At 54.4% G+C, this 12,533-nt stretch carries 14 protein-coding genes and 1 rRNA gene; 8 read left to right on the top strand and 7 right to left on the bottom strand.

The features are described 5' to 3' along the window. Positions 1-125, bottom strand: a 16S ribosomal RNA gene (locus tag F3I20_RS17470); the annotation flags it as partial. 405 nt (positions 126-530) lie between these two features. Next, positions 531-1,091, bottom strand: a complete 561-nt coding sequence (gmhB, locus tag F3I20_RS17475; RefSeq protein WP_150010667.1) for a D-glycero-beta-D-manno-heptose 1,7-bisphosphate 7-phosphatase — start codon at positions 1,089-1,091, stop codon at positions 531-533. Between the two features lie 189 nt (positions 1,092-1,280). Here gmhB and metN point away from each other — a divergent pair, with 189 nt between their 5' ends. From metN to proS, 6 genes are all read left to right on the top strand, one after another. Beyond that, a complete protein-coding gene (gene metN / locus F3I20_RS17480; protein ID WP_150037675.1) occupies positions 1,281-2,312 on the top strand; it encodes a methionine ABC transporter ATP-binding protein MetN in 1,032 nt (343 codons plus the stop codon). Beyond that, positions 2,305-2,958 (top strand): methionine ABC transporter permease MetI, encoded by a 654-nt coding sequence (locus F3I20_RS17485; RefSeq protein ID WP_009091958.1) that lies wholly within the window; start codon positions 2,305-2,307, stop codon positions 2,956-2,958. Before metN ends, F3I20_RS17485 begins: the two co-directional genes overlap by 8 nt. 34 nt (positions 2,959-2,992) lie before the next feature. Next, entirely contained in the window at positions 2,993-3,808 is an 816-nt protein-coding gene (locus F3I20_RS17490) for a MetQ/NlpA family lipoprotein (protein WP_013356861.1), read from the top strand. 128 nt (positions 3,809-3,936) lie between these two features. Then, the gene (rcsF, locus tag F3I20_RS17495; protein WP_150037674.1) at positions 3,937-4,335 is read left to right on the top strand and encodes an envelope stress sensor lipoprotein RcsF; all 399 of its coding nucleotides are present in this window, start codon (positions 3,937-3,939) and stop codon (positions 4,333-4,335) included. Continuing rightward, positions 4,332-5,036, top strand: coding sequence for a tRNA (N6-threonylcarbamoyladenosine(37)-N6)-methyltransferase TrmO (gene tsaA / locus F3I20_RS17500; RefSeq protein WP_033781942.1), 705 nt, complete (start codon positions 4,332-4,334; stop codon positions 5,034-5,036). Before rcsF ends, tsaA begins: the two co-directional genes overlap by 4 nt. Positions 5,037-5,125: 89 nt before the next feature. Continuing rightward, entirely contained in the window at positions 5,126-6,844 is a 1,719-nt protein-coding gene (gene proS / locus F3I20_RS17505) for a proline--tRNA ligase (RefSeq protein WP_150010673.1), read from the top strand. Positions 6,845-7,060: 216 nt separating this feature from the next. Here proS and arfB read toward each other — a convergent pair whose 3' ends face one another. Then, the gene (gene arfB / locus F3I20_RS17510; RefSeq protein WP_033731644.1) at positions 7,061-7,471 is read right to left on the bottom strand and encodes an alternative ribosome rescue aminoacyl-tRNA hydrolase ArfB; all 411 of its coding nucleotides are present in this window, start codon (positions 7,469-7,471) and stop codon (positions 7,061-7,063) included. A gap of 217 nt (positions 7,472-7,688) precedes the next feature. Between arfB and F3I20_RS17515 the strand changes: the two genes are divergently transcribed. Next, positions 7,689-7,889, top strand: coding sequence for a YaeP family protein (locus tag F3I20_RS17515; RefSeq protein ID WP_003852623.1), 201 nt, complete (start codon positions 7,689-7,691; stop codon positions 7,887-7,889). Continuing rightward, positions 7,876-8,136, top strand: coding sequence for a Rho-binding antiterminator (gene rof / locus F3I20_RS17520; protein WP_150010675.1), 261 nt, complete (start codon positions 7,876-7,878; stop codon positions 8,134-8,136). The genes F3I20_RS17515 and rof overlap by 14 nt, the downstream gene beginning before the upstream one ends. A 40-nt stretch (positions 8,137-8,176) precedes the next feature. On the opposite strand, the gene F3I20_RS17525 is transcribed toward rof, so the two are convergent. From F3I20_RS17525 to F3I20_RS17540, 4 genes are all read right to left on the bottom strand, one after another. Beyond that, positions 8,177-8,485 carry a c-type cytochrome gene (locus F3I20_RS17525; RefSeq protein ID WP_150037673.1) on the bottom strand — a complete coding sequence of 103 codons (309 nt, stop codon included), beginning with the start codon at positions 8,483-8,485 and terminating at the stop codon, positions 8,177-8,179. 2 nt (positions 8,486-8,487) lie between these two features. Beyond that, positions 8,488-9,804: a tRNA lysidine(34) synthetase TilS gene (gene tilS / locus F3I20_RS17530; protein WP_150037672.1), complete on the bottom strand. Its 1,317-nt coding sequence runs from the start codon at positions 9,802-9,804 to the stop codon at positions 8,488-8,490. Between the two features lie 51 nt (positions 9,805-9,855). Next, positions 9,856-10,245: a VOC family protein gene (locus tag F3I20_RS17535; protein ID WP_150010681.1), complete on the bottom strand. Its 390-nt coding sequence runs from the start codon at positions 10,243-10,245 to the stop codon at positions 9,856-9,858. A gap of 63 nt (positions 10,246-10,308) precedes the next feature. Next, on the bottom strand, positions 10,309-12,459 hold the full coding sequence (locus tag F3I20_RS17540) for a lysine decarboxylase LdcC (protein ID WP_150037671.1): 2,151 nt from the start codon (positions 12,457-12,459) through the stop codon (positions 10,309-10,311). Between the last annotated feature and the right edge of the window lie 74 nt (positions 12,460-12,533).

Genomic DNA, 12,533 nt, shown 5'->3' on the forward strand with positions numbered 1-12,533 from the left:
CCAGACATTACTCACCCGTCCGCCACTCGTCACCCGAGAGCAAGCTCTCTGTGCTACCGTCCGACTTGCATGTGTTAGGCCTGCCGCCAGCGTTCAATCTGAGCCATGATCAAACTCTTCAATTTAAGTTTGATTTGCTGCAACAAGTGCAGCGATGCTCATCTGTAAAACGTCATAATGAATTTCATTATGTGTTCACTCGTGAGGCTTTGATATTTTTGTGCGTCCGGAGACGCTGATATCAATCCTGCGAGTGCCCACACAGATTGTCTGATAAATTGTTAAAGAGCAGTGCGAACAGTGCGTTAGCGTCCTGTCGCGAGGTGGCGTATATTACGCTTTCCTCCTGCAGAGTCAACCTCTATTTCAGAAGTTTTTCTCCGGCGGGTCAGTCTCCTGAACCTTCAACCCGTTTCCCGTTGCCGGTGTGCCGTGTCGATGGAGGCGCATTATAGGGAACGGTTCAGATAGCGCAAGTGCAAATTGAGACTTTTTTACTGTTCGTCTGAAATTTGCACAAAAGCGCCGTTTTAGCCCTGTTTAATGCGTGCAGGCAGCTCTGCCAGGCTATTAATTACCCAGTCTGCTGCAGCTTCGCCTTCAGCTGTGACGGGTTTACCGCTACGCACCAGCACTTTGGTGCCAACGCCCGCAGCCTTTCCTGCCAGCATATCTTCCAGCTTGTCACCCACCATATAGGAAGCAGCCATATCAATATGCAACTCTTCCTGTGCGGTCAGCAGCATGCCTGGCTGTGGCTTACGGCAATCACATTCCTGACGGAATTCTTCTACAGTTGCTTCGGGATGGTGAGGACAGAAATAGATGCCATCAAGATCGACGTCGCGATCGGCCAGCGACCAGTCCATCCACTCTGTCAGACGCATAAAGGTATCTTCGGTAAACATACCGCGTGCTATGCCAGACTGATTGGTCACGATCACCAGCGCATACCCCATTGCCTTCAACTGCTGCAGCGCTTCAATCGTGCCGTCAATAAACTGGAAGTCATCGATCTCATGGACATAGCCACTGTCGATATTAAGGGTGCCATCACGATCAAGAAAAATAGCGGGGACTTTATTCGCCACGTAGAAACTCCTGCTGTAAAAATTGCCGATCAGTATCGCATGATTGCTGTAAAAGGGAGAATGTCAGATTGAATCACTTCCATTGATTTAGACGTCTGGATGCCTTAACATCCATCCAGCTTTTATAGCGATTAAAAGTGACGAGGCTTCCCACACCACGGACAACGCAACACGATAATTAATAACATAATGATTAAACTAGAAAATATTACTAAGGTGTTTCAGCAAGGCTCGCGGACTATTCCGGCATTAACGGATGTCAGCCTGCACGTGCCTGCCGGACAGATTTATGGCGTTATCGGCGCTTCCGGGGCCGGTAAAAGTACATTGATTCGTTGCGTGAATCTGCTGGAGCGCCCGACTTCGGGTCGCGTACTGGTCGACGGAGCCGATCTGACTGCTCTTAATGAACGTCAGTTAACCCAGGCGCGCCGCCAGATTGGCATGATCTTCCAGCACTTTAACCTGATGAACTCACGCACCGTTGCGGGCAACGTTTCTCTGCCACTGGAACTCGGTAATCTCTCCCGCGCTCAGATCAACGCTCGTGTCACTGAGCTGCTGGAACTGGTGGGATTGTCTGATAAGCATGATGCCTGGCCTGCAAATCTCTCGGGTGGTCAGAAGCAGCGTGTCGCGATTGCCCGTGCGCTGGCCAGCAATCCCAAGGTTTTGCTGTGTGATGAAGCCACCAGCGCACTGGATCCCGCTACAACCCGCTCTATTCTGGAGCTGCTGAAAGATATCAATCGCCGCCTTGGGCTGACGATTCTCCTGATCACTCATGAGATGGATGTGGTGAAACGCATCTGCGACCAGGTTGCGGTCATTAGTCACGGTGAGCTGATCGAGAAAGACAGCGTCAGTGAAGTGTTCTCACACCCTAAGACGCCTCTGGCGCAACAGTTTATTCAGTCGACTCTGCATCTGGATATTCCGGATGATTACCAGCAGCGTCTTTCAGCCACTGCCACTGAAGGCACCGTACCGCTGCTGCGACTGGAGTTCACCGGTAAATCGGTTGATGCGCCACTGCTTTCCGAAGCGGCCCGGCGTTACAACGTGAATAACAACATTATCAGTGCCCAGATGGATTACGCCGGTGGTGTAAAGTTCGGCATTATGCTGGCCGAAATGCATGGCGCAGAAAGCGATACGCGCGAGGCGATAACCTGGCTGAAGGAGAATCATGTGAAAGTAGAGGTGTTAGGTTATGTCTGAAGCGATGATGTGGTTGCTGGGACGGGGCGTATGGGAAACGCTGATGATGACCTTCGTCTCTGGCTTTTTCGGTTTTGTACTGGGCCTGCCGGTCGGCGTTTTACTTTATGTCACCCGTCCAGGACAGATTCTGCAGAATCAGGGGCTGTACCGCGTGCTCTCCGCGCTGGTGAATATCTTCCGTTCTATTCCTTTCATTATCTTACTGGTCTGGATGATTCCTTTTACCCGCGTTATCGTCGGCACCTCCATCGGACTGCAGGCAGCTATCGTTCCGCTGACCGTTGGCGCTGCACCGTTTATTGCGCGTATGGTTGAAAATGCCTTGCTGGAACTGCCTACCGGCCTGATCGAAGCCTCGCGAGCCATGGGCGCAACGCCAATGCAGATCGTCCGTAAGGTCCTGCTGCCGGAAGCGATGCCGGGCCTGGTGAATGCTGCAACCATTACCCTAATTACTCTGGTCGGTTACTCCGCCATGGGTGGCGCAGTGGGTGCCGGTGGTCTGGGTCAGATCGGCTATCAGTATGGTTATATCGGATACAACGCCACGGTGATGAATACGGTATTGGTGTTGTTAGTGGTTTTGGTGTATCTCATTCAATTCTGTGGTGACCGCATCGTGCGTGCAGTGTCCCATAAGTAAGCCAGCAATCTCACATTATTAAGAAGGAAAGGATATGTCTTTCAGATTCAAAAAAATTGCCGCTGTGGGTGCTCTGATTGGCGCGATTGCGCTGGCAGGATGCGATCAAAAAGAGAAAGACGCTAACCACATCAAAGTGGGCGTCATTGTTGGTGCTGAGCAGCAGGTTGCTGAAGCCGCACAGAAAGTGGCTAAAGAGAAATATGGTCTGGACGTTGAGCTGGTCACCTTTAACGACTACGTGCTGCCAAATGAAGCGCTGAGCAAAGGCGATATCGACGTCAATGCTTTCCAGCACAAACCGTATCTGGACCAGCAGATTAAAGATCGTGGTTACAAGCTGGTTTCAGTAGGTAACTCCTTCGTCTACCCGATTGCGGGCTATTCGAAGAAGATCAAGTCGCTGGATGAGCTGCAGGATGGCGCGCAGGTTGCCATTCCGAATGACCCGACCAACCTGGGCCGTACACTGCTGCTGCTGCAGAAAGTGGGGCTGATCAAATTGAAAGATGGCGTGGGCTTGCTGCCAACCTCGCTGGATATCACTGAGAATCCTAAGCATCTGAAAATTGTTGAGCTGGAAGCGCCACAGCTGCCGCGCTCACTGGACGATCAGCAGATCGCGCTGGCCGTAATCAATACCACTTACGCCAGCCAGATTGGCCTGACCCCGGCTAAAGATGGCATTTTCGTCGAAGATAAAGATTCGCCTTACGTGAACCTGATTGTTGCCCGCGAAGATAATAAAGATGCGGAAAACGTGAAGAAGTTCGTCCAGGCTTACCAGTCTGACGAAGTGAACGAAGCCGCGAACAAAGTCTTTAACGGCGGCGCAGTTAAAGGCTGGTAATTCAGCTCATCATCTCCTTCAGGGCGGCGCTATGCCGCCCTTTCTGTTATTGGGTACCCTGCCCGACTTGTTATTTATTCCCGTCCTTGTTTCAATAACGCCACTTTTTGAAATCTGAGGATGTTGCCATGCGTTTTTTACCGCTCTGCTTGTTAGCATTGATGCTGACAGGGTGTGTTCATGAGTATCACCCGATAAGCAGCGCACCGTCCCGGCCGCAGCAATCCAGCCAACCGACCCGCAAACCAGTGGTACGACCGGCCCCGGTTAAGCTCTATACCGATGCCGCCGATCTGGTCAGCAAACCGTTCCGCGATCTGGGTGAAGTCTCCGCTGAAGATTGCCAGATCAGTAATCAGAACTCCCCGGCCAACATCGCCACAGCACGAAAACGTCTGCAGATTAAAGCATCACAGATGAAAGCCAATGCGGTGCTGGTGCATCAGTGTGAAATCGTCACCGGCACGCCGGGCTGTTATCGTCAGGCCGTCTGCCAGGGTTCAGCACTGAAAGTCAGCAATCAATGAGTGAATTCGCCTTTGCGCAAATTGGGGTAATCCGTTCACCGTGGAAAGAGAAGTTTGCCGTGCCGCGCCAGCCAGGTCTGGTGCAGGATGGCGGCGGCGAACTTCACCTGCTGCCCCCCTACAATCAGCCGGAAGCCGTTCGCGGGCTGGAAGACTTCAGTCACCTCTGGCTGCTGTTTGTCTTCCATCAGACGATGGCGGGCGGCTGGCGTCCTACGGTTCGCCCTCCCCGGCTGGGCGGCAATGCGCGCATGGGTGTTTTTGCCACACGGTCAACGTTCCGTCCTAACCCGATTGGCATGTCGCTGGTTGAACTAAAAGGGATCAGGATTGAAAAACAGCAGGTGATCCTGCAGCTTGGCAGTCTGGATCTGGTCGATGGCACGCCGGTGGTGGATATCAAACCTTATCTGCCCTTTGCCGAAGCGCTGCCTCATGCGCAGGCCGGGTTTGCTCAGGCGGCACCTGCGGCGGATATGCCTGTTCGCTTCTCCGCGCTGGCCCAGCAGCAGCTTCAGCAGCAGTCGCGCTATCCCAATCTCGCACGTTTTATCAGTGAAGTGCTGGCACAGGACCCTCGTCCCGCTTACCGTCAGGGTGAAACGCAGGAACGGGAATATGCGGCCTTGCTGATGGATTTTAATGTACGCTGGCGCATTGACGATGCCGGTACTGAAGTTATCGCTATCGACCCGCGTTAAAACCCGCTTTTGAGCCGGTGATCTCGCTGGTACACTAGCCGCCAGCAAAATTCTGTCTGTGACTCTCCGATCAACTGGAACCGTAATCAATGCGTACTACTCAATATCTGCTCTCTACTCAGAAAGAGACGCCTTCCGACGCTGAAGTGATCAGCCACCAGCTGATGCTGCGCGCCGGTATGATCCGCAAACTGGCTTCTGGCTTGTACACCTGGTTACCGACCGGTGTTCGCGTGCTGAAGAAAGTCGAAAATATCGTGCGCGAAGAGATGAACAACGCGGGCGCGGTTGAGATTTTAATGCCGGTTGTGCAGCCCGCCGACCTGTGGCAGGAGAGCGGTCGCTGGGAGGAGTATGGCCCGGAACTGTTACGTATTGCCGATCGCCACGAGCGTCCGTTCGTGCTGGGTCCGACGCATGAAGAAGTAGTCACTGACCTGATCCGCAATGAGCTGAGCTCTTATAAGCAACTGCCGCTCAACCTGTATCAGATTCAGACCAAATTCCGTGATGAAGTGCGTCCACGCTTTGGCGTGATGCGTTCACGCGAGTTCATCATGAAAGATGCATACTCGTTTCACGTTTCGCAGGAATCGCTGCAGGAAACCTATGACGCGATGTATCGCGCCTATAGCCAGATTTTCAGCCGTATGGGCCTGGATTTTCGTGCCGTGCAGGCCGATACCGGCTCTATCGGTGGCAGCGCATCACATGAGTTCCAGGTGCTGGCGCAGAGCGGTGAAGATGATGTGATCTTCTCTACCGATTCCGATTACGCCGCCAACATTGAGCTGGCCGAAGCCGTCGCCCCCGCCGGTGAACGTGCCGCGCCGTCGCAGGAGATGCAGCTGGTCGAGACGCCAGATGCCAAAACCATCGCGGAGCTGGTTGAGCAATTCAGTTTACCTGTTGAAAAGACAGTGAAAACGCTGATTGTTAAAGGTGCTGAAGAGAGCGGTCATGCACTGGTTGCCCTGCTGGTTCGCGGCGATCATCAGCTGAATGAGATCAAAGCAGAGAAGTCAGCTATCGTTGCATCACCGCTGGTGTTCGCGACAGAAGAAGAGATTCGCGCCGCTGTGGGAGCCGGTCCGGGTTCAATCGGCCCGGTTGGTCTGCAGATGCCGATCATCGCTGACCGTACCGTGGCGAAGATGAGCGATTTCAGCGCCGGTGCCAACGTCGATGGCAAGCATTACTTCGGCATTAACTGGGAGCGCGATCTGCCGCTGGCCAGCGTTGCAGATATCCGTAACGTGGTCGAAGGCGATTTAAGCCCGGATGGCAAAGGTACGCTGCAGATTAAACGCGGCATTGAAGTCGGTCACATCTTCCAGCTCGGCACCAAGTATTCTGACGCGCTGAAAGCCTCCGTTCAGGGTGAAGATGGCCGTAATCAGGTGATGAGCATGGGCTGCTATGGCATCGGCATCACTCGCGTGGTTGCCGCAGCCATTGAGCAGAACCATGACGATCGCGGCATCATCTGGCCAGCCGCACTGGCACCGTTCGAGGTGGCGATTCTGCCAATGAATATGCAGAAATCGTTCCGCGTTAAAGAGCTGGCGGAAGAGCTGTATGCCACTCTGCGTGCCAAAGGCGTTGACGTTATTCTGGATGACCGTAAAGAGCGTCCGGGCGTGATGTTCGCCGATATGGAACTGATCGGTGTGCCACACACCATCGTCATCGGCGACCGCAATCTCGACAATCAGGAGATTGAATATAAATCACGTCGCGCCGGTGAGAAGCAGATGATTAAGCAGGATGAGATCGTTGATTTCCTGCTGAAGGCGCTGAATAAGTAAGCTTTGAAGGAATGGTCAGATGCCTCGCTTGTGGGGCGTCTGACAGCCGAAGAATGAGGTGTGCCCTAACCGGGCCAACGCATGGCGTTTTTGTCCATGGCACGGGACGCTTTCCTCTTCTGACCCTGTTCCCTGCGCTCTGAGCTTATTCGTTGCTGCCAGATTCACGCTGGTCTGGTTGATCAGATCCTAAACGCCCCGCCTGCGGGGCGTTTTTTATTGCACCCTGCCGCGCATCGCTTTCGTCGAACTGCGTCGCGCTTTTCCTTCCAGACGCCGCTCTTTCGAGGCGCGGGTCGGGCGCGTGGCGCGCCGGGCTTTTTCGACCGTGCTCAACTCCCGGATCAGATTGACCAGACGCTGCAATGCCGCTTCGCGATTCATCTCCTGACTACGATACTCCTGCGCCTTAATCACCACGACACCTTCACCGGTAATCAGGTGATGACTGGCGGTCAGTAACCGCTCTTTATAAAACGCAGGCAGTGAAGAGGCCGCAATATCGAAGCGCAGATGAATGGCGGTACTGGCTTTGTTGACATGCTGTCCGCCTGCACCCTGGGCACGAATTGCCGTCAGCTCGATCTCACTTTCCGGAATCTCAACCGAACGGGATAGCATAATCATCAGCGCGCTCCCCACACCTTAATCACGTTGACCTCCGATAACCTGTTCATCAAATTAACCTTTTGTGCTCTGATTCATTCCGCCTGAGACAGCGGAATCTGTCACTTTAGCAGTGATTCGCGCACTGATCCTGCTTTACGCGGGCTGATTTCCTCCAAATGGCTATGATATAGTCGCCAGTTAACCAGAGTATTTACGCTCTGCTGAGGAGGGCCACGTGCAAAATTATTGTGAGTTAGTTCGCCGGAAATATGCCGAAATCGGCAGCGGGGATTTAGGTTACATACCGGATGCGATTGGCTGCGCATTAAAGGCACTTAATGATATTGCCGCAAATACTGAGCTAAACTCTTCTGTCAGGGAACAGGCGGCCTACGCCGCTGCTAACTTATTGGTGAGCGACTATGTTGATAAATGAAGCGTACCAACCTATCAATTGCGATGATTACGATAATCTGGAGCTCGCCTGCCAGAACCACTGGATGCTGTCGCTGGAAATGAAAGATGGCGAGCAGCTTAAGGCAAAGGCTAAAGAGATCTTTTCACGCAAGAATGTGGAGTATCTGGCTATCGATCTTTCCGGTGAACATCGCGAATTACGTCTCGATCATATCGCCAGCTTTACCCATCCCGAACTGGGTACGGTCGTGGTCAGCGCAGAGTAATCCACGCATTCCGGGCGGGACCTTCCCGCCCTGTTAATCTTCAGGGCTGTAACGAACTGTAGTACGCCGCCAGATCCGCCATATCGCTATCGCTTAATCCCGCTACAAACGCCTTCATGACCTCAGCCTGACCGCCACTGCGTTCACCCTTTTTGTAGGCCTGTAGCGCATGCTCCAGATAAGGAGCGTGTTGTCCGGCCAGGTTTGGGTAAAGCGTTACCGCCGCTTTACCCGCTGTGCCATGACACGCCATGCAACTGGCCGCTTTTTCTGCGCCGCGCTGCGCATCACCCGCTGCCCACGTCGGTAACACGGCCGCCACGAAACAGGCGATAAGCCATTGCTTCATTGTTAGTGCTCTCCTGCGCGGGATGTCATGTCCCAGACTATCTGCCAGCCCTGCTGATCACTGGCCGCGCCAGCATGGGTGACAAAGAGATTCGGTACACAGACCAGCGCCTGGTTGTAGTAAATTAACGGCAGCCGTTCTCGCTGCCACGGCGGTATCTGTAATTCCTGCCACAGCTTTTTCATTTCTCTTCCGCCATTGCGGCCCACCAGATGGACGTGACCCTGCGCATGAAAGCGCACGCTGATCTGCTCATCCGGCTGAGGATAGCGCAACAGGCTCTGCGACTGGCTGGCACGCAGCGTGCCGAGGTTCTGTGGTAAATCCAGCGGCTGGCGGAGATCGGGCCATGCCAGCTCAGTGTCGCGTAGAGAAGGGAATAACGGCAGCCAGTAGAGTCGCTGACGGTAACGACGCAATTCAGCCTGGCCGAAGCGAAGCCGGGGCTGTGCATCTTCCCGGCTTGCCATCACTTCATCGCGGATCCGTTTCAGCGCCTCCCGGGACGGCATCGCGCCGCCCTGCCCGGCAATCCAGCGACGCAGTAACGCATTAGCGCGCAGCTCACTCATGGCCATTAAAGGCGGAAAGTGCAGACTGCCATCTGGCTGGATGAGCTCAGCCAGTTGCCCGGCCAGCAGTTCATCCAGCAACTGCTCCTGCTCACTACACAATGCCGCACTTCGGGCCGTTGCCTCGGCAAAATGGGGCCAGCGCTGATAAAGCTCAGGCAGCAGCCGCTGACGAAGGAAGTTACGATCGTAGCGAATATCCTGATTACTCTCATCATCTATCCACACCAGCTGATGGGCGTCGGCGTAAGCTTCCAGCGACTGCCGCGACTGATTCAGCAGCGGACGCACCAGCTGATGGGAACCCAGCATGCGCGATGAAGGCATTGCCGCCAGCCCGGCCGGACCACTGCCGCGCTTCAGCGCCAGCATTAAGGTTTCACACTGATCGTCGAGGTGCTGGGCGGTAAGCAATATCTCGCCCGGCTTCAGCGCGGCGCTCAGCGCCTGATAACGGGCGGTGCGAGCGGCTGCTTCAATCCCGTTTTCCCTGCCATCTACGGTTACGCGCAGCACGTCACATGGCAGTTGCCACTGCTCGCATAGCGTCTGGCAATGGGCGGCCCATGCATCGGCATTCGGGCTGAGACCATGATGCACATGTAACGCTCGCAGGTGCGATTCAGGATGCTGCTGCTGCCAGGCACGAAGCTGATGCAGCAGCACCGTTGAATCGAGTCCACCGCTGAATGCGACTACCAGCGCGGCATCATTTTGCAACAGGGTGTCAAAAGCGGGCAAAGACATAGCGGCATCCGAAAAATTGGGCCACTGAATGTCGCCCGCTGAGTGGCTATTTTACGCCTGATAAAGCTCCAGCGGCAAACCATCCGGATCCGCAAAGAACGTACACGGTTTACCGGTCAGTTCATCGATGCGAATTGGCTCGCAGACCACGCCTTTATCGGCCAGCGTTGCAACGGCAGCGGCCACATCCGGTACGGTAAAGGCCAGATGACGCAGACCACACGCCTCAGGATGACTGACACGTGCTGGCGGCTCGGGAAAAGAGAATAGTTCGATGGTATAGCGATCCTGTAAGGCCAGATCGCCTTTCCAGGAGTCTCGGGCCTCGCGGTAAACTTCGCTCATCAGACGAAAGCCGAGTACGTCGCAATAGAACGCTTTGCTGCGCTGATAGTCGGAGGCGATGATGGCGATGTGGTGAATAGCGGTTAACTGCAACATAGTGAAAGTCCTGATTCGGGCAGGCTGTCCGCAGACCGCCTGCCGCTGTGAGTCATTTAAGGGTTAAGCGGGATCGTTTTTCAGCACGCGGACGCGGTACTCGCCCTCTTCCGTCAGGCTGGCACCGTGAATATCGGTTTCGAAGCCCGGATAATGCCGGCCAATGCTGCACAGCATCAGCAGGAAGTCGAGCACGGCACGGCTTTTCTCGGTAATCATCTCGCCCGGCATCACCAGGGGAACGCCCGGCGGATAGGGCAGAATCATGTTGGCCGACACCCGCCCGACCAGTTCACTGAGATCTACCGTTTCGATGTTGCCCTTCACCTGCTGCTGAAATGCCTGATGCGGTGTCATCTTCATTTCTGGCAGCACGTCGAATGCCTGCAGCATCAGACGCGGCAGATCGTGATGGCGGATCAGCTGATGGATTCCCTGCGCCAGGGTCTGAATGCGCATATTGCGATAGAAGTCGGGATCCTCCGCGTAGAGATCCGGCAGCATGTTTTTCACCCGCAGATTGAGATCGTAGGCGCGTTTGAACTCGGTCAGACCGCGCAGCACGCTCATCGCTTTGGTTTTGTCGATGCCGATGCTAAACAGGAACAACAGGTTATAGGGACCGGTTTTCTCCACTACAATGCCGCGCTCATCCAGAAACTTCGCTACCAACGCGGCCGGGATCCCCTCTTCTGCCATCTCCCCCAGTTCGCTCATACCTGGCGTCAGGATAGTGACTTTGATCGGATCGAGGTACATGTGATCGCGATCGGCTTGAGTAAATCCATGCCACTCTTCTTCACCGGGCTGGATCGCCCAGCACTGCGCTTCGTCGATCTGTTCCGGCTGCCAGATATCAAAGAACCAGCTGTCAGACTCTTCGCGCAGCCGCTGGATTTCCCGACGGAAGTGCAGCGCACGTTCCACCGAGCGATTGATCAACCGCTTACCGGGGTTACCGCGCAGCATAGCGGCGGCAGTTTCAATCGAGGAGACGATAGCGTAATTGGGCGAGGTGGTGGTGTGCATCATGTAGGCTTCGTTAAACGTCTGTTCGTCGTAGTCGCCTTTAATGTGAATCATGGAGGCCTGCGAGAACGCCGCCAGTAGTTTGTGAGTCGATTGCGTCTCGTATACCACCTTGCCCGGAATACGATCGCCACTCATGCCGCTTTTACCGGCATAAATCGGATGGAAATTGGTATATGGCACCCAGGCCGAATCGAAATGGATCGACGGCACATCCAGCGTCTCTTTGATGAACTGAGTGTTGTAGAGCAGCCCATCATAAGTAGAGTTGGTAATCACCGCATGCACCGGCCAGGTGGCACGATCGGTAGCCGCCACTTTGTGCGTAATACTCTCGCGGGTGAACTCCTGCTTCGGAATACCACCGAGAATCCCCAGCGCATTGCGGGTCGGCTTCAGCCAGATAGGGATCAGATCGCTCATCATCAGCAGATGGGTCAGAGATTTGTGGCAGTTGCGATCGATCAATACGGTGCTGCCCGCCGGTGCTGCATACATACCGACAATTTTGTTCGATGTAGAGGTGCCGTTGGTCACCATATAACTCTGCTCGGCACCAAACGTGCGTGCGATGTACTCTTCCGCTTCGAGGTGCGGGCCGGTGTGATCCAGCAGCGAACCCAGTTCGGTCACTGAAATGGAAATGTCCGACTTCAGCGTATTAGCCCCGAAGAAATCATAGAACAGGCAGCCGACCGGGCTTTTCTGAAAGGCGGTGCCCGCCATATGGCCCGGCGTGCAGAAAGTGTACTTACCCTCTTTCACATAGGTGAACAGCGCTTTAGTCAGCGGCGGCGTAATGTGGTCGAGATAGTCATCGGTATATTGCCGGATATGCAGCGCGATATCGTCGGCGGCGTTCAGCGCATATTCAAAAAAATGCAGCGGCATGCGCATCTCATTGATGCTGATGTCCATCTGTGAGTGGGTATTGATAAAGGCGTACAGCGGCAGGTATTCGTTGAGCTGATTAATCTCTCCGCACAGCTCAGGACTATTGTGCGCGTCCCAGTCGAAGATGACGCCGCTGATTCGCGGATTGTGTTCGATCAGCTTCAGCAGATCGTCACTGTTTTTCGGGTAAAGCAGCTGGAAGCCTTGCAGATTTAACGCCGCGTCGAGTTCGCGTAACGGTTCATCTTTATAAAACACGCCGTGCGCGCCCATGATCGCCAGAATATTCAATGCCCCTCTCCCTGATTGTTGTGGAACCGGACAAGCATAACCGCTAACTCAGGGAAGGTGTAGCAAGGGGACGA

It is taken from the genome of Candidatus Pantoea gossypiicola, from assembly GCF_008632075.1.
Taxonomy (GTDB): domain Bacteria; phylum Pseudomonadota; class Gammaproteobacteria; order Enterobacterales; family Enterobacteriaceae; genus Pantoea; species Pantoea gossypiicola.